This window comes from Parapedobacter tibetensis (genome assembly GCF_024704835.1).
Lineage (GTDB): Bacteria > Bacteroidota > Bacteroidia > Sphingobacteriales > Sphingobacteriaceae > Parapedobacter > Parapedobacter tibetensis.
The window spans coordinates 166,025-184,595 of sequence record NZ_JAMXBE010000002.1; the positions used below are offsets into that span (position 1 = coordinate 166,025).

The following is an 18,571-nucleotide window of genomic DNA, read 5'->3' on the forward strand; positions in this document are numbered from 1 at the left end:
TCCTGTTTGTTTTTAAAGGCATCAATGAACCCTCCTGCGTTGGGTTTCGCTGATTTGCCAATTTGCGCATCCGCGAAGAGCGAATCCACGAGTCAGCCTATCTTATACCTTGTTGCTGTATTCTTATTCTTTTGTTCCTATCCCGGGAGCCCACTGGCCGTAGGCCTTACCTAGGCTTTCCGATAGCTGAGGGCCGACAGCCAATAATTACTCATCCCTCAACGAATCCACCGGATTGGCCACAGCAGCTTTAATGGCTTGGAAGCTCACCGTAAGTAACGCAATTACCACCGCAGCCAGCCCCGCTACTGTGAACATCCACCATTGAATATCGATGCGATAGGCAAAATCTTCCAGCCATTTGTTCATCGCCCACCATGCTATCGGACTGGCGATGACAATAGCTACCAGCACCAGTCTCAAGAAATCTTTAGACAATAAGGCTACAATGCCCGATACGGTCGCACCTAGGACCTTTCGGATACCGATTTCCTTGGTGCGCTGGAATGCAGTGAATGTAGCCAATCCGAACAGGCCAAGGCAGCTAATGACGATAGCAACGGTGGTAGCCAAATCGATCAATTTAGCTGTATTCCGCTCCTGTTGGTAGAGCGATTCAATGTTTTCGTCATAGAAACGGCAGTTAAACGCGTCCGGTGGATAGATGCTATTCCAGTGTTGTTGGATATGTTCGATAGTACGTTGCCATGACGCGGGGTCAGCACTCAATTTTACATTGATGGTACCCATATCCGAAGAGGCCGTCATGAGTGCCAAAGGCTCAATGGCCGTGTAAAAATCCTGTGAGTGAAAATCGCGTACAACACCTACTACCGGATAAGGCCTATCGCCTTGGCTGAGGATTTTCCCAAGCGCATGCTGTGGATTAGCAAAGCCATAAATCTTGGCGGCCGTCTCGTTGATGATGAGTTCACTAATGGTATCGGTGGCGCGTAAGTTCCTTCCGGCTAATAGTTCCATATCATAGAAACGTAGGTAATTGGTGTCGACCAGTTTCTTATGCAACTGCCGGACGGTTGGATATGCCGCTTGCGCCGACGCATAAGTATAAGGACTGGACGAGAAACCTTGTATCATGGGGGCCTTGCCCTGGGATACCATTCGAATTCCAGACTCCTTTCGAAGTTCATTGACCAATACTTGTTCCTTATTCCTATTGGCTTCACCAACAGAAAGCCTCCAGGGTACATCAATCAGTAACACGGCCTCTTTGTCGAATCCTAAATCTTTTTGAATGGTATAATTCAGCTGTTGCCCCATGATTAAGGCCCCAATGATGAAGCATTGCGCAATGACGAATTGGAACACGATGAGCCCTTTCCTTAAGGTAAGCCCACGGTTTCCTGCCGAAAGGAAGGTCTGCCCACGTAAGATACGCACCGGACTTACTCGCGTAACGAGCCAAGCGGGATAACAACCGGCAAATAAGGTAACCAACAGGAGGAGTGTCGACATGAAGAAGATGAAACCAGTATTTCGGACATGTTCGATCGTGCCCTCGGGAATAATGTCGCCCAATAGTACAAAGGCCAATTTGGAGAGAATGAACGATAGAAAGGCAGCCAACAACACGGTGACGAGTGTTTCACTTAGGATTTGGCCAACGAGGTGACTCCGGCTACTTCCGAGGGTCTTTCGCACGCCGATTTCTTTGTTACGCTGGGGCATTTGTGCCGTACTGAGGTTGATGTAATTGATGCAGGCCAATAACAGTAGGAAACCACCGATGCCCATCAACCCGAATAGTACGGATTTACTGGCTTTCCGGACACCATGCTCATTGAGCTGTGTGGCGAAGTGCGAATCAGCGAGGGGCATAAGGCTGAACCAACGAACAAAGCTATAGGTAGGCTTTTGTTCTTGTTGGAATTCCTTCCATTTTTGGTCGGTCATGGCCGTAATTTGTGCCTTGACCTTGGCCGTATCGCCGCTTGCGGATATTTGAAGGTAAACCCGATCACCACCGTTGGTATTGGTCCATTCGTTCAAGGAATATACCCGGGGCTCCAAATAAATAAATTCCTGTGCGGTAAATTCTGTAGGATAGTCCAAGTCCTTTACAATGCCAGATATGGTCTTTTGGATTGTGTCGTTGTAGATAAGTGTCCGGCCCTGGATTTCTTCAGGTTTCAGGTTGGGGAAATAGCTTTTGGCTCGGCTTGCTGTCAAGACCACATTTTGCGGGTCGTGGAAAGCAGTGACCTTATTTCCAGCCAGCCAGGTATAATGTACCATGCCGAAATAGCTGGAATCAGTGGAGACGATCTCCTGTGGCTCCTCGACGAGCACGGCGTTGCCCGTTTCTTGTGGTATTCTGACGGTTAAAAATCGATGTTGCCTAAAGACAGGCACTACCCGCCCCACACCGGTTACTTGCTCACGGATGCCTTGATAAATAGGAGCTGATACACCACCATAGGCCGATTCTCGCTCGTCAAAGATACGTCCGGTAATCAATCGGTAGGTGTTTTCCTTGTCGGGAAGCTTGTTTTCAAAGCTGAACTCATAGTCGACCACCCGATAGACTACCCAGCAGGCACTGATGCCAATGGCCAGGCCGAGGATATTGAGGGCGGTGAAGAGTTTATTGCGCCAAAGGTGGCGGAACGTCGTTATAAAGTAGTTCTTGATCATATTGTTTCGTTTGTGTATTCACGAATTTGCGAATAAACAGTCTATTCATCCCTCATTCCGTCTTGAGTGAATATGTTCCCCCATTCATTCACGTGGCATGCCTCTTCAATAACGGGGATCTCTGTCTTGCCGAAAACAGCCAACGGGGCAGATGAGGCCCAAATGTTCTGCATCTCGCGGTCTATGACCCCATGTGCTGAGTAAATGCGATCCCCCTTGCTATGCATGCGATCATAACTCAATTCGTCCCATACCCAAAGCAGCAATAGCATGGCTGCGGTGAGGCTTATGGCTAGCCTGGCGATGTTAATGATGGAGTACGACTTGTTTTTGACAAGTGTCCGGAAGGCGGTTTTGAGATAGTTCTTTATCATTTTTTAGCTATGAGACACTAAACTTTAGAAAAGCATTTACTGCGCCAAATATGTAATGTGCTGATTGTCTGTGTTATGAATGAAAGGCGTACAGTGGAAGTGTTCGATATCGAACACCAATTGTCCGCATCCGCACGTGGCAGCTACCTTTAACGATTGTACGGATACTCCTGTACCCAGCGGAATTTGGTGCCGATCAGGCGGAAGCTATCCAAGTCGCGTTTGCGGAGACGTATCGTCACCGAATCGTTCTTCATCACCCCTTGCAGTTGCAATACCTCTGGATATTGCTCGCACCGGAGGATGATTTTGTCGACATTATTCTGGCCCGTGCTGAGCGTAAGTCTCCTGGCCACCGTATCCACCGAAGTATTGAAAAACTTCAGTGAGTTGTCCATGGTTTTGACGTGTGTATATTCCGGCCAATCCATGATGAGTTGCCGCCAGCGGATTTTATCGGTAGTGAGCGGAGGCAGCGTGTCGCCGGCCAGCACAAATAATTCCGTATCGTATATCCCATATAGGGGCGACTTCGGGCGGTTATCACCATATTGTTTCATCCCGTTCAATCTCGATGCTGTCTGGCTGATTACAACAAACCCGATGAAGCACACTTTCACCACGGTGAACGCGATGCGCAGCCAGTGCTTCCGCGAGCGGTATTTTACATTCGGTGCGGGCAGCGTAGGTTTGTTCCACACCAACACCCGCAAAAGGCGGTTGGCATCCGGCAGACAGAGGAACACGGCCATGGCAAACAGCAATGTCGAATACAATTTTACGGGGATATCGAAGCAAAAGTTTATGATGGCCACGTTGAACATCACCGCGGCCACCAGCAGTGCCCCCAGTAAGGTGGTGCGCCTGAAGAATAGCAGTGCTCCGCCCACCACCTCGGCAAGGCCCGTAAACATGCTGAATGCCTTGGAGTAGCCAACGTATGACCATGCCAGCCCCATGGGCGATTTATCGCCAAAAGGCTGTACCAGCTGGAACAGGCTGGGTGATGTCATCTGCAGATGAAGCACCTTGATGACACCATACGCCATCATCATCATGGCCAGATAGTAACGTATATATACCCTGAGCCAATACAGCAAGCGGTTGTATTCGGTACGGTGCCGGTCTACCAAACTCCATATGCTCGCAGCCAGCAGAGAAAGCACCGCTACCATGAGGAGGAACACATGGTCATACGTCTTGTCGCCGCTCCCGCTCCGAAATATCGTAATCGGTTCAGGCAAATGCAGGATGTGTTCACCCGTCCACGCCACCACCTGCTGCCAGGCCTTGCCATACCATAGGGCAAGCTGGTTGACCAGCGGGATGCTGTTTAACGGGAATGGGAAAATGTAGAGGGCAAAGAAAATGAAGAAGTAGCGGAATGCCCAACGCTGCAATCTGGTCCAGCGGGGTAAATGGTCAGTTGGTTTTTCCATCGTTCAGATCGGTTATTTAGTTGTGTCGAAGATACTAAATTCCCCGGGGAACACCTGCGCATTGTACCGACCTTTGTAATATGGGGGGCAGCCTAATGGCGCCGACAGACACACGTTGACAGGTGGATACCACAATCAATATATGCGCGAGCGGAAGTTTTCCACTGACAAGCGACGCAAAGAATCTTGCAGGAAGAACTTTTCAGCTGACCGGCTGGGAAGAAAATCTTGCAGGAAGAACTTTTCAGCTGACCGGCTGGGAAGAAAATCTCGCAGGAAGAACTTTTCAGCTGACCGCCTGGGAAGAAAATCTTACAGGAAGAACTGTTCAGCTGACCAGCTTGGGAAGAAAATCTTGCAGGACAAACTTTTCAGCTAACCAGCTTGGGAAAAAATCTTGCAGGAAAAGCTTTTCAGCTGACCGGCTGGGAAGAAAATCTTGCAGGAAAAACTTTTCAGCTAACCAGCTTGGGAAAAAATCTTACAGGAAAAACTCCCCAGCTTATGGGAAAACCCGGCAATCCCACCGGAACCGTCTGTTCCTCAGCCATCAATAGTGAACCTCCGGGGGGCCGGGAAACCCAACCGATTTTCCGCCAGTAGTGGGACACCCGGTCACTCATCCCTCATCAACAATCCCTCTTACTACCACCACAGTTTCAGCCTGATGCTAACCCGGCCTAGGATACGGCAGCGTAGCGCCCCGGATCCAGACGGGGAGCAATAGGCTGAAACATCATCACTCATCCCGCAACGAATCCACCGGATTGGCCACCGCCGCCCTGAGCGACTGCGTAATCACCGTGGCCAGTGCCACAAGCAATACGATGGCGCCGCCAAGGGCCAATAACCATATATCCACATCGATCCGATAGGCAAAATCTTCCAGCCATTTATTGCTTGCCCACCATGCTACAGGTGCGCCGATGGCAAAAGCGATACCGACCATTTTCATGAAACCGCGCGACAGTAGCAGTGTGATGCCCGATACACTGGCACCCAACACCTTCCGCACGCCGATTTCCTTTACCCGCCGGTTGATGGAAAGAAGCGCAATGGCAAACAAACCCATGCAGGAGATGGTGATAGCGAGCGCGGCCCCACTGACGATGATGTTGGCGAACCGTTTGTCGCGCTGGTATTGGTTATCCGTATTTTCATCAAGATAAGAGGCTTCCTCGTTGGCCCCGGGGTTCACTTTTTCCCAAACTTGCTCTACGGCTTGTAGCGAGGCGGAAAGGTTCTCAGGCCTTACCTTTACAAATAAGTATTCAATGGGAAAGTCATGGGGGTTGATCGTCATCGTGAGCGGCTCGATCTGCTGCCGAAGATCCTTGAAGTTGTAATCTTTGACCACGCCGATGACCTGATTGCCTCCCCATCCTCGTATGGGGGTGGGTTGTCCTAAAACCTTGTCGATACCACCCAATTGGGCTGCCATCTGTTCATTGATGACTACGGCATTCGTGTCTGTGGCGAAGTCGCGCGAAAAATCCCGGCCCGCCACCAGCTCGATATCCAGCGCGGCGAGGTAATCGTAGTCGACGCGCAGGTAGTGCGACCGGACTGTTCTCCCCTCATGTTCAAAACCAATGATGGACGTGGACATTCCGCCGTCGTGGCCCCTGCCGATATTGATGTCCGACCCACTCACGCTTTCCACCTGGGGCAATGCCGCTAGTTCAGCGCGCATGCGCTTGATTGCGGTCTCGCCATCCAGTTCATCACCGATGGGGATGCTGATGACCTCCGTCTTGTTGAAGCCCAACGGGCGTGTTTGCAGGAAATGCAGCTGGTTGCTGACCACCAATGTGCCGATAATGAGCGCCACCGCAATGGCAAACTGCACGACGGTCAGCGTATTCCGCAGGCCGCCCCCGCTGTTCAGCTGGAATTTTCCCTTAAGGGTCGTGATGGTATTGATGCGCGCCATGGCCCATGCCGGGTAACCCCCTGCGACCACCGTAATCAGGAGGAACGCCAGCGTGAATAGTGCCACATTCCGTCCGGTGAAGAGCATACCCATCTGCAAGGAGTAGTTCATGTTAGCATTGTATTGCGGTAACAAGCCCCACGCCAAGACACCGCCTAGTCCCAAGGCCAACAAACAAACCACTAACGACTCACCCCAAAGCTGGGTGATGAGCTGCCAAGTCCTGCCGCCCAGCGTCCTCCGCATCGCGATTTCGCGGCCCCGGGTAAATGAGCTGGCAAGGGAGAGGTTCACGAAATTGGAACCCGCTATGAACAAGATTAGCCCGGCCAGCAGCAACAGCATCCATGGGAAGGTGGGGTTACTTCCGCCGCCTATACCCAGGCTGTTCAGGTGGTAGGCTTTCAAGGGTAGTGCCTTGAGGGCCAGATATTCGCCATTTCCATCAGGCTGTGCGCCATCGCGCTTCAAGTTGGCGATGCCCTTGGTGTAGTGGGTGGCCATGAACGGCCGGGCTTGCCGGTTGAATGTTGCAGGATCCAACTTCCCGTCTGCCCATTGGATGAACACGCCATGATTCGCGTGATCCCAGTTGTCCAAATATGCTTGGTAGTCTGGCATCAGGTGTTCAAAACGCAGTAGCGTGTTGAAGGTGAGGCTGGAATTGCGGGGCAGTGTTTCCGTTACCGCGGTCACCAGTTTGCTTTGCCATTGTCCGTTGACCTGCGCTTCGACGGGTTGTCCGACAACATCGGTATGTCCAAAAAGATTGTCGGCCATCGCTTCGCTGATGACGATGCCATCCAGGTTTTCCAATGCCGTCTCCCGGCCTTGCCGGAGCGGGAAACTGAACATCTGCAGGAAATCTACATCAACGAACTTCGCCGAAGCGGCAAATTGCTTGTCGGCATGGCGTAGGATGACCCCGCCGTTTCCGTAGCGGCTCATGCGTTCTACCGACGGGAGCTCGGCTTTCAATGCTGGGCCGAATGGTATGGGTTTCGTTTCCCCATATGCTTTCCCAGTGGTTGGGTTAGATTCCTCATACACGAAACCTATGCGGTCGCGGTTCATGTGGAAGTTGTCGTACGACAATTCGAACATCGCCGTGAGGAACAGCAAGATTGCTGCGCCAAAGGCCATGCTGAGCCCCAGGATATGGACGGCGGTGAATACCTTGCGTTTGGCAAAGTTCCGGACGGTTATAAAAAGAAAATTCCTGAACATACCGTGCTATATGCATTTTTCAGGCCATTGTTTCAAGTTGTTGTTGTTCAGTGACTTGTTTGGTGTGTAAAACATCGGGGTGTTCGAAAACGGACACCTGTTGTTCATATGCGGACAGGTATCGCCGATGGTCAGTTCGGATGTTATCCAAATAAATTTGAATGGCTGCCGGTCCGGACTAGTTCCAGCTGGTTGATTTCTTCGTTTTCATCCCAGATTAATAGTAAGTCAGGCTTTACGTGGCATTCCCAATACCCATTGTAGCTCCCCTTGAGTCGATGGGGTCTGTGTTTCCGGTCTAGGCCTCGGTGGCCCTGTTCTGATAAAATGACAACAATATACCGTAGCAGTTCGAAATCCTTCAGCGAACGTTTCTTTAGTAATTTAAGATCCTTTACGAACCTGGAGGAAGTCGTGATCTTATAGCTTGCCAAGGCTAGTCGTTAAATGCTGTTAAAAAGCGATTCCACGTCGTCAAACTTTTTGCCTTTCCCTTCTTTAAGCTCCTTCATCGCAGCTAGGGTTTCTTTGTTTGGTGTGTCATTTTCTTTTTTAACTTTCACTGTTATACCCAGCTCTTTCAATAACGCCTTTATTAAAGGTGTTTTATCGTCAGGTACTTTGATTTCCAATGTTTGCATGGTACGCAATGTTATACACAAAAGTAATCAATAATTTTGATAAAAAGATACCCTCTTTACTGTTCCAAAACATACACCGTCAAATGGGAGGCATGGTCGCCACCATGGTAAATGCGGTGGCGTTTTCTGAATCTATGCCCTGCCTCGGGCAAGCTGAAATCTACCGGCGTGATTTCGCCCAACAACGACATATGGCGACCCATATGAACAGGATGTGTAGCATTGAGCGGCGCGCAAGCGGGTTTTCCCTGGGGTGGTTGGCTGTTTTCCATCACTGAAACACAAGCGGATTGCATTGGGAAAACGGAAGATGCGCAGTAATCTCAAATTTATGCTCTTCAAAAAACTTGACTTTGTCGCCGTAATTCATAATTATCCTCACCAAATACCCGCGTAAGCAAAGCTGAGGACGTCATTCCAAGGGTTACTTATTAGGTATCTGATTCATTTGTTGCTTATACATCATTTCGAAACTGTTCCAATCCGTGATTTCGGTAGCGTCCGTGATAAACCATAGGAGTGACTGCACATTGGTTAACACCCCATAATAATCGTCGGAAAAATCGTCCCCGTCTAGGTAGTCGACCGCCGAAATCTTCTTGTTTTTCAAGTCGCCCACAAGACGGGCGATGAGCTTGCTGTTAGTTACCGGTCCGAAAGTGTAAACTGCGCTACCGTTGGCTGATGCCCGTGACGCGTTCCCGCAATAGGTGTAAAAGACAAAGCGGATGGTTGTCTTGGGGGGATGACGATGGTTTCGTCTTTTACGACAATCCCGTTTTGGTAACTATCTGTCGTGGAGATGAGTATCAGCCCCCCGGGGAAGGTAATGGTCTTCTCGTCGTCGTTGTCGTTGCGTAGGCCAATACATACGGTAACAAGTAGGCCGCTTCCGATCTGGATTTCGGCCTCCTGGCATATTCCGCCCCTAATTTCGCCATCCACGGTGACACCGTCTGGCAGCGTGAACTGGGCGCCCAATGGCGAACCGGATTTTTCACCAAGACCCGGCAGGTTCCCGATTTCTTCTTCCAGTTCTTCGGGTCCTGGATCGTTGTCTTTGCTGCATGAGAATAAGGATGTGGCAAGCAGTAAGACGATAGCTAATTGCATTAGGCGGTGGGGGTTGATCTTTTTTAATACACGTTGGATGTTCATGGAATACTATTCGCTTTGATGATGATAACTATTTCATTGCCGTCTTTGCAGACGGCAACTCACGCATAGCGAATATCGTTCCAAAACCGGATGGTCGGGCCTGCCAGCCCTATGCTTCGCCCATGTTCCATCCCTGCGATATCCATGTGTTAGCCTATGTATTGCCGTGAAAAAGGCCGAAACACGGCATTTCATAGGGAAACCATAGGGAATAAGGGGTATGTACCTTTGAAAAGACAATAGAAGTTGTAACCAAAAGATGATCCATGGGTAAGATCGAGGCGGACCGAGTCGGCATGTCAGTCCAAGATAAAGGAACAGCTTGTAGCATTTCGCTGGCCATATCCGTCTTTAAGATAAAAACCATCCATGATGAAACCATTCGTTAATTACGGTGCATTGCTACTCAGTGTGGCCACCATAAGCTTAGCCGCTTGCAATAAAACCAACCCGGAAAAACTAGGGACTGGCAAGGATTTGCTGTTGACAGCCGTAGAACAGGAGAAAGCGGGAACCGATAATTTGTTTGCTTTCGAACTGTTCCGCACGGCAACGGCAGACCTAAAGGACAATGAAAATGCCTTACTCTCGCCGCTAAGTGTCAGCATAGCGTTGGCCATGACCAATAACGGTGCCGCCGGGGAGACACGTCAGGCCATTGAGAAGTCCCTGAAGTTTGATGGCTTTACCACGGAAGATATCAACGCCTACTACCAAAAACTGTTGACTGACCTACCGGCACTTGACCCAAGAACGACCCTGGATATTGCTAATTCCATCTGGTACCGGCAGGGATTCAGTGTGTTACCGGATTTCCTTGATGTAAACCGTACGTTTTACAAAGCCGATGTATCCGCACTGGACTTCTCGGCACCCAATGCCGAAGACGTTATTAATGACTGGGTAAGCAACAAAACCAAAAAGAAAATCCCGACGATTATCGATGGCGGTATCCCAGCCAATATGGTGATGTACCTGATCAACGCCGTGTATTTCAAAGGCGAGTGGGAACAACGCTTTGATAAATCCGCCACCAAAAAAGGAACGTTCACACGGCATGATGGGAGCTCCCTGCAAACGGACTTTATGCATGTGAAGCATACTTTTAAGGTAGGGGCAACCGATGAAGTTGAAGCCATCGAATTGCCTTACGGCAACAAGAAATACAGTATGGTCATATTGAAGCCCCATGGTGATATCAGCCCCGCGCAGTTGACAGAAAAGCTGAACGATACGGATACTTGGTCAACACTGGTTTCGCGTTTCCAACCTCGGGAAACCCAACTTGCGCTGCCGAAATTCAAATTCAGCTATGAAAATAAACTGAACGACGAACTGATTGATATGGGCATGGGTATTGCGTTTGGCCCCGGCGCGGATTTTTCCGGTATCGGAGGCGAACGGAACCTCCTCATCAGTGAAGTGAAACAGAAATCCTTTATTGAAGTTAACGAAGAAGGAACAGAGGCTGCGGCGGTGACATCTGTCGGTGTCGAATTAACATCCCTGCCACAGGTATATACATTCAATGTTGACCGTCCATTCCTGTTTGCCATCCGCGAAATCACCACCGGGTTGATCCTGTTTGTTGGGCAGGTAAACGACCCATCGGTTAAGGCGACTAAGGGGTAGTATTAGCGATTTATTCATCGCGTAAAGATTCGACCGGATTGGCCAATGCCGCCCGTATTGCCTGCCAGCTCACGGTGAGCAATGCTATCGTTACTGCCGCCAACCCTACCGCGGCAAACATCCACCATTCCATATCGATGCGGTAGGCAAAATCGGCCAACCACTTGTTCATGGCCCACCACGCAATGGGGGTGGCGATGACGATGGCAATCAATACCAGCTTCACAAAATCGATCGACAATAGCTTTACGATGTTTGCTACACTGGCGCCAAGCACCTTGCGTACGCCAATTTCTTTTTGACGTTGAAGTGTGCTGTATGAAACCAACGCCAGCAATCCGAGGCAAGAAATGAAGATAGTCAGCAACGCAAACTGGAAAAACAGCTGCCCAAAACGCTCTTCGGCACGGTATTGCCGATCGAAAAATTCATCCGCAAAGAAATAATTGAAAGGTCGGTTAGGGATGATTTCCTGCCATTTCGCAGCAATGGCCTCCATCGTGGCAGGCAGGTTATCCGTGTTTACCTTGATGGAAATGTAGTTGGAGAAGTTGCCTTGCCCCAGCGTAATAGCCATGGGCGTGATCTGTGCCTGCAACGACTTGAAATGGAAATCTTTTACCACCCCGATGATACGGCCATCCCTGCCATTCCCCAGCCGGAATCGGCTATCTATCGCATCCGCAGGATCGCTGTACCCCAGCAATTGGACGGCGCGCTCATTCAGCACCGCGCCGTGGATTGAATCAGCCGTGAAGGCGGTTGAAAATGCCCTTCCAGCCAGTACTTGGATGTCATATTGCGGGATGAAATCTTCGTCTACATTATACAGGTCAACAGTGGCCGTTTGCATATCGCCGTTATGGTTTTCCAGCTCCGCATAAGCCCTGCCGTTGTCTCCTCCCGGTACATTTCCTGAGCGCGTGGCGGATTGCACGGCCGGAATCGAAGACAACGACGATTTAAACGTTTCCTGCTTGCTGTCGAAACGGGTTTCCACCACCAGGGTTTGTGTTTTGTTAAACCCCAGGTCATGGTTGCGCATGTAATGTAATTGGTGGTACACGACAAACGTCACCGCGATGAGTGTTACCGATACCGCAAACTGGGTGACCACCAGCGCTTTTCTAAGCCACAGCCCGTTTCCACCAGGTGCAACATGCCCTTTTAATACCTTAATGGGTTTAAACGATGACAATACAAAAGCCGGATAGCTGCCTGCCAATACACCGATTGCCAAGGTAAGCAACGCCAATACGGACAGGGATGCCGGTCGGTTGAAGAAGCTAAATGCGGCGGTCTTTCCCGCAAATTGGTTGAACCAGGGTATGGAGACTTCGATCAGCACAAATGCTATCACAAAAGCAATGAAGCTCACTGCTATCGCCTCTCCCAAAAACTGGTTGACTAGCTGGGCGCGGTATGCGCCCGCAACCTTACGTACGCCAACTTCCTTGCCCCGCTCGGCCGCGCGGGCCGTGGTGAGGTTGATGAAATTGATACACGCAATCAGGAGAATAAAGACGGCCACCAGCGAAAATATATACACGTTGTTGAGGTTGCCGCTTTCAAAACCCGGGTTGACGATTCGATCGGACCGAAGGTAAACGTTTTCGAACGGTTCCAAAGCGAGCGTGAAATCCATTTCGGTCTGTTGGATTTCCTGGGGTAAGCGCCGTTTCAGAAAGGCAGGCAGCTGTTCTTGGAGCTGCTGGGCATCCGCCCCATCTTTCAGCAGCAGGAACGATGCCGTAGTGAAATTGCCCCACTGATTGTTTACCTGTGGGTCGAAAATCTGCTGATAGGAGGCAAATGAAAGGAAAATATCGGCTTTCAACGACGAGTTGCTGGGGAGGTCGGCCATAACGCCGGTTACCTGCACGGGCATGGCGCTTTCCATGATATAAAGGGTCTTACCAAGCGGATCTTCATCCCCGAAATACTTTTTTGCAGCAGTTTCGGAGATCACCATCGAAAATGGATCCCGCAGTGCCGAATTTGGATCACCACTGAGCAGCGGAAAGTCAAAGATGGTGAACAAGGAAGAATCTGCGAAGAACGTGTTAGGCTCCTGAAACTTCCTGTCGTCTATACGAGCCAACAGACTGATTTGGCTAAGCCGCACAAACTGTGTTACCTCCGGGAAATCCTGCGCCAGGTGAAAGGCCATGGCGCTAGAGGCAGCCCCTTCGTGAATGGTTTCTGCAGGCAGTTTGAGGTCGGTCGCGAGCCGATAAATGTGCTTTCCGTTTTTATGGAAGCGGTCATAACTGAATTCGGTATGAACATATTGATAGATGAGAAAGCTGGCGGTCATACCAATGGCTAGTCCCAAGATGTTGATGAGCGAAAAAACTTTGTTTCTCATCAGGTTACGCCAAGCGATTTTGAATGAATTTCGTATCATTTTCTTTTTGTTCTTCTGTTCTTTCGTCTTTTGCTTACTGCCTAGCGAAAAGTCCTATTCCTACCGCCATAGTTTTAGCCTGCTGCGGATCCAGACGGGAGGCAATAGGCTAAAACCTCCATCACTCATCCCGCAAACTATCTACCGGATTGGCTGTTGCCGCTTTGATGGCCTGGAAGCCAACGGTAAACATGGTGATGACCAGCGCCAATACAGCAGCCAAGACGAATACCACCCAGTTGATCTCGATCCGGTAGTCGTAATTGGTAAGCCATTGGCCAAGGTAGTACCAGGCTATCGGCACGGCGATGATGCACGAAACCGTGACCAACAGGATGAATTCCTTCGAAAGCAGGCGCAGCAGATTAACTACGCTAGCGCCAAGCACTTTTCGGATACCGATTTCCTTGGTCCGTTGTTCGGCCACGAAACTGGCCATGCCGAATAGTCCCAAGCAGGAAATCAATATGGCGAGTATGGCAAAATAAGAAGACAATTTGCCGATGCGTTCCTCAGCCCTGAATTTGTTGCCGAATTCTTCATCGATGAATGTATAGTCAAACGGTACGTCAGCTACGTATTTTTTCCAGGCCTTTTCGATGCCGCTGATTGCTTGGCTGGTGCTTTGCCCGGGATTCAGTTTCAGGATCATGTTCGGCATATTATCATTGTCGTGTGAACTAAGGTGATAGAGCGATGGCCGTACCGGAAAGAAAGGCGATTCCTGCAGGATATCGTTGACCACCCCAATGATGGTAAACGGTTCGCCGTCCCATCGAAGTGTCTTCCCCACGGGTTCTTCAAAGCCAAGAAATTTGGCAGCCGATTCATTGATGACGAACGCTGTCGAATCGGTGGTCCGCTCCTGTGAAAAATCCCGCCCTGCTTTGATTTCCCACTGTATAGTTTTACCGAAATCATAGGTTACGGCATTGTTAGGAAAATCAACAGCCATATTGGGGTCTTTGCCTTCCCAGTCAAAACCGCCATTGGTATTCCACACACCGGTTAAGGATTGGCATCCAGCCATTTCTTCAATGGCTCCAGCGTTTTTGAGTTCCGTCCTGAATGCTTCAAAGTGGTCTCTGATCTCTTTTTGGAGACTCAGCCTTACCAGTCCATTTTTGATGTACCCTACCGGCCGGTTTTTCGCATATTGGATCTGCTGGTAAACGATGATGGTGCCGATGATGAGCATCACGGAAACCGTGAATTGGATAACCACCAGCACCCTGCGGGGAATAGATGCAAACCTGCCCGCCTTGAATGTGCCTTTCAGCACTTTCAGTGGCTGGAACGACGATAGGTAAAAAGCCGGATAGCTGCCAGCCAGCAGTCCGGTGATGAAAATAAAGACCAAACTGGCCGCCCAAAATAGGGGGTTCAGCCAGGGGAGTGCGATTTTTTTGTCGGCCACCTCATTGAAGAAAGGTAAAAATACCACTACCAATAGCAACGACAGCACGAAGGCCAGCAGCACGGTGATGAACGATTCGGCGAAAAACCTGCCGATGAGTTGCCAGCGGTGCGAGCCCACGGTTTTGCGGATGCCCACTTCTTTGGCGCGCTTTTCGCTCCTGGCCGTGGCCAGGTTCATGAAATTGATGCAGGCCAGCAGCAATACAAAGACGCCGATGATGCCAAACAGCTGGACGTATCGGATGTTTCCGCCCGTGTTTACACCATCACGGAATTCATTATGCAGATTCCAGTTGCGCATCGGTTGCAGGAAAGCAACCCATTGGTATCTTCGCTCTCCTTCCCCCACGTTATCCATTTTCACATTTTTGATTTTTGCCGAGACTGCCGCCATATCCGCCCGGTCGGCCACCTGCACAAAGGTCTGGGAGAAGTTGCTGCCCCAGGGGTTTCCCATCTTTTTGATCCATGGATTCTGGATGAGGTACAACGCCCAGGGCATGATGATATCCACATTGCTGAAGGAGGTATTGTTGGGCAGGTCTTCGTACACCCCCGTTACTTTAACTTCCTGGTTCCGGTCTACCGTAATGGTTTTTCCCATCGGGTCTTCCCCGCCGAATAGGGATTCGGCTGCGGAGGCCGACAGTAGGATAGAATGTGGGTCTTTTAACGCCGCCCTCGTACCTTTCAGCATATTCAGGGAAAGCATTTCAGGGGCTTCCTCATCAAAATAATTTCCATCCTTGGGGATATGTTTATCGTCCACGGAGAGCAGGTAGCTGCCGCCCCACGATGCCTGCACCACGTATTTGAAATCGCTCCCGTATTTCGCCCGAAGTTCCGGGCCCATCAATGCCGGATTGGCGTTTTGCGTTCCCACTTTGCCGTTAAAATTGGCATGCTGCATCACCTGTGCAATGCGGTCATAGTTTTTATGGTAGGTATTGAAGGTGAGTTCGTCGTACACCCATAGTCCAATCAGCATAGCTACAGCCATACCCACTGCGAGCCCACCGATGTTGATGGCACTGTATCCCTTGCTTTTAATGAGGTTGCGCCACGTGGTTTTGAAATAATTGCGTATCATTATTTTAGGTGTTAGCCATTAGATAAGTCCGTCCTTGTTCTTTGTTCATTTTATCCTTATTCCATGTTAATCACTCACCATCCATTCATCTTCCTACCCCCATTTGTTTTAGCCTATTGCGGATCCGCTAAAACCCCCATCACTCATCCCGCAAACTATCCGCCGGATTAGCTACCGCCGCCCGTATCGCTTGCCAGCTTACGGTGAGCAACGCAATCACCATCGCTGCTAACCCGGCTACCGCAAACATCCACCATTTCACATCGATGTGATAGGCAAAGTTAGCCAGCCAGTTATTCATTGCCCACCAAGCGATGGGCAATGCGACAACGATAGCAATCAACACGAGCTTAACGAAGTCTTTTGACAGCAACGCTACCACACCTGCCACCGAGGCACCCAGCACTTTACGGATACCGATTTCCTTGGTGCGCCTGGCCGTCATCAATGCGACCAATCCGTATAGACCAAGGCAGGAGATCAAGATAGCCAGCAAGGTGAAATAACTGAATAGGTACATCGTTATGGTATCTTTCCGGTATTGAGCTGCGTAGGCCTCGTCCAAAAAGGTATAGTTAAATACCTTATCCGGAAACAGACGCTGCCATTGTGCCTTTACCTTATCAAGGTCTTTAGGCTGTATTTTTACCGAGATAAACCAAGGCGAATCGGTACTGTACACCATCACCAATGGCTCCACCAGATTATGCATCGATTGATAGTAGAAGTTCTTGACTACGCCCACCACCTTGCCCTTGTGGTCAAATCCTGATTCCAGCGGCTGCCCAATAGGATCAGACCATCCCATGGCGTGCACAAACGCCTCGTTCACCAGAAAGGCTTCCTGCTTATCGGTAATGAGGCTATCAGACAGGTTCCTCCCCGCTAACAATTGAACCTGGAAAAGCGGGATGAAATTGGGATCGATGAAAAAATAATTGGCAAACAAATGGCGCTGCTCGCCATTGCTTCGACCCAATGTGGTCGCCAACGCCACGTCTTCTGCTTGCACGCCGTTGCCCACGGTTATCGCCCTTACCTCGGGCAGCTGGCGCAGGGCGTCGTAAAAACCATTTACTGTACTCCGATCTGCGTCATCCGTAGGCATGCGCAAGCTCACCACCTGGTTTACATTAAAAGCTTGGTCGGTATTCGTGATGTACCGCACCTGCTGGTATACCACCAAGGTACCGGTTATCAGCACGATTGCAATGGCAAACTGGACGACAACGATACTCTTGCGTAGCGAAACGCCTTTCAAACGGGTTGTGCGGTTTCCCTTTAGCACCTCGATGGGGTTGTAGCCCGCCAATACAAATGCCGGATAAAGCGAAGTAAAAAAAGCAGTCAGCATAAAACTGCCCATCAGAAAAAATGCATGGTCTTGCCAAATGAAGGAAAGTTCAGTATTCAGCAGTTTATTAAAATAGGGAATGGCCAGCAGCACAAGGCCGATTGCAAGAACCCAAGCCAGCCCGATAAGCAGAAAAGACTCCACAACAAATTGACGGACCAACTGCAAGGGCCGGGCGCCGCTTACTTTGCGAACACCCACCTCCTTTTCTCTTTCCGCTGCTTTTGCAGTGGATAAGTTGATGTAATTCAGTAGCGCAATAACCAGGATAAATAGTGCCAGCAACGAAAAAACGTGGTTAAACTGTTTGTTGCCTTTGGGCGTATCCATTAGTTTACCCTGACTGAAATGCACGTCGGCAAGGGCTTCAACCGAGAATCGGGCACGGTAGTCTACTGCCCCCGCTCCATCTAGCTCGGGCTGTATGTATTGGCTGGCCAATCGCTGCACGTTGCGCTCAAAGTCCGCTAGGTTAATCTTCGCTTTGAATAAGATAAATGTATATACCGGGAAATCGTCTTCCATCCAGGAAGTGACTTCCGAGAAACTTGCCGAGAGCAATCCCTCGATTCGGATATCCGAATTGGCGGGTTGGTCGGCTACCACGGCAGTAACCCGTAAGGGCTGCTGGCCGGAGACGAGGGTTTTCCCTACTGCGTCTTCAGGTGAACCGAAATATTTTCGTGCCATACGTGCTGTCAACACGATACTGTTGGGTGTCGTTAAGGCGGCTGCCTGGTCTCCGGCAATAACCGAAAGCGAAAAAACCGAAAAGACGCTTTGGTCGGCTTTGTAAAAAGCTGGCTCGCTGATCAGCTCGTTGTCATAGGTTACCGTGATCGGTGACGATTCCAGGCGTACCACGGCCTCGACTTCCGGGTAATCGCTCAATAGTGCGTCGGCAAGCGGATAGGGAGAGGTAGCAAGGGACAGGTTATCCGATTCAGGTGTCTCCAATGTGGTCGTTATCCGCGCTATTCGGTCGTAATGGTCGTTATGCCGATCATACGTCAATTCATAACGAACAAATAAGAAAATCAAGAGACAAGCGGCCACACCAATCGCCAATCCTACAATATGGATGAATGAATACAGCCGTTGCTTACTTAAATTTCGCCAAGCGATTTTTATGTAGTTCGTAATCATTTTCTTTTTGTTCTTCTATTTCTTCGTCTTTTTGCTTGCTACTTCCATTGCCACTTCCACTGTTTTAGCCTGTTGCGGCCCCGGCCTAGGATACGA

Annotated in this window: 14 protein-coding genes; 2 read left to right on the plus strand and 12 right to left on the minus strand. The window is 49.9% G+C overall.

The genetic code is table 11. The annotated features are described in order from the left end of the window. Nucleotides 1-207: 207 nt before the first annotated feature. From NF543_RS03375 to NF543_RS03385, 3 genes are all read right to left on the minus strand, one after another. Entirely contained in the window at nt 208-2,655 is a 2,448-nt protein-coding gene (locus tag NF543_RS03375; RefSeq protein ID WP_257666693.1) for an ABC transporter permease, read from the minus strand. Nucleotides 2,656-2,696: 41 nt separating this feature from the next. Continuing rightward, nucleotides 2,697-3,029, minus strand: a complete 333-nt coding sequence (locus tag NF543_RS03380; protein WP_257666694.1) for a hypothetical protein — start codon at nt 3,027-3,029, stop codon at nt 2,697-2,699. Nucleotides 3,030-3,178: 149 nt separating this feature from the next. Next, a complete protein-coding gene (locus NF543_RS03385; RefSeq protein WP_257666695.1) occupies nt 3,179-4,468 on the minus strand; it encodes a DoxX family protein in 1,290 nt (429 codons plus the stop codon). Nucleotides 4,469-4,590: 122 nt separating this feature from the next. Between NF543_RS03385 and NF543_RS03390 the strand changes: the two genes are divergently transcribed. Beyond that, the gene (locus tag NF543_RS03390; RefSeq protein WP_257957428.1) at nt 4,591-5,025 is read left to right on the plus strand and encodes a hypothetical protein; all 435 of its coding nucleotides are present in this window, start codon (nt 4,591-4,593) and stop codon (nt 5,023-5,025) included. A 182-nt stretch (nt 5,026-5,207) separates the two neighbouring features. Here NF543_RS03390 and NF543_RS03395 read toward each other — a convergent pair whose 3' ends face one another. The 6 genes from NF543_RS03395 to NF543_RS03420 all read right to left on the minus strand — a co-directional run bounded on the left by NF543_RS03395 (nt 5,208) and on the right by NF543_RS03420 (nt 9,427). Continuing rightward, a complete protein-coding gene (locus NF543_RS03395) occupies nt 5,208-7,628 on the minus strand; it encodes an ABC transporter permease (protein ID WP_257666697.1) in 2,421 nt (806 codons plus the stop codon). Between the two features lie 143 nt (nt 7,629-7,771). Beyond that, complete coding sequence (locus NF543_RS03400; RefSeq protein WP_257666698.1) at nt 7,772-8,062, minus strand: type II toxin-antitoxin system YafQ family toxin; 291 nt, start codon at nt 8,060-8,062, stop codon at nt 7,772-7,774. Nucleotides 8,063-8,071: 9 nt separating this feature from the next. Continuing rightward, nucleotides 8,072-8,269 (minus strand): hypothetical protein, encoded by a 198-nt coding sequence (locus NF543_RS03405; protein WP_257666699.1) that lies wholly within the window; start codon nt 8,267-8,269, stop codon nt 8,072-8,074. 56 nt (nt 8,270-8,325) lie between these two features. After that, nucleotides 8,326-8,541 carry a hypothetical protein gene (locus tag NF543_RS03410; RefSeq protein WP_257666700.1) on the minus strand — a complete coding sequence of 72 codons (216 nt, stop codon included), beginning with the start codon at nt 8,539-8,541 and terminating at the stop codon, nt 8,326-8,328. Between the two features lie 152 nt (nt 8,542-8,693). Next, on the minus strand, nt 8,694-8,879 hold the full coding sequence (locus NF543_RS03415) for a hypothetical protein (RefSeq protein ID WP_257666701.1): 186 nt from the start codon (nt 8,877-8,879) through the stop codon (nt 8,694-8,696). A 35-nt stretch (nt 8,880-8,914) separates the two neighbouring features. Beyond that, entirely contained in the window at nt 8,915-9,427 is a 513-nt protein-coding gene (locus tag NF543_RS03420) for a D-aminoacyl-tRNA deacylase (RefSeq protein ID WP_257666702.1), read from the minus strand. A 369-nt stretch (nt 9,428-9,796) separates the two neighbouring features. Here NF543_RS03420 and NF543_RS03425 point away from each other — a divergent pair, with 369 nt between their 5' ends. Next, a complete protein-coding gene (locus NF543_RS03425) occupies nt 9,797-11,059 on the plus strand; it encodes a serpin family protein (protein WP_257666703.1) in 1,263 nt (420 codons plus the stop codon). A gap of 10 nt (nt 11,060-11,069) precedes the next feature. Here the strand turns inward: NF543_RS03425 and NF543_RS03430 are convergent, their stop codons facing one another. The 3 genes from NF543_RS03430 to NF543_RS03440 form a co-directional block, all read right to left on the minus strand. Further along, nucleotides 11,070-13,466 carry an ABC transporter permease gene (locus NF543_RS03430; protein ID WP_257666704.1) on the minus strand — a complete coding sequence of 799 codons (2,397 nt, stop codon included), beginning with the start codon at nt 13,464-13,466 and terminating at the stop codon, nt 11,070-11,072. A 121-nt stretch (nt 13,467-13,587) separates the two neighbouring features. Further along, nucleotides 13,588-15,975, minus strand: a complete 2,388-nt coding sequence (locus tag NF543_RS03435; RefSeq protein ID WP_257666705.1) for an ABC transporter permease — start codon at nt 15,973-15,975, stop codon at nt 13,588-13,590. 139 nt (nt 15,976-16,114) lie between these two features. Next, a complete protein-coding gene (locus NF543_RS03440; RefSeq protein WP_257666706.1) occupies nt 16,115-18,475 on the minus strand; it encodes an ABC transporter permease in 2,361 nt (786 codons plus the stop codon). Between the last annotated feature and the right edge of the window lie 96 nt (nt 18,476-18,571).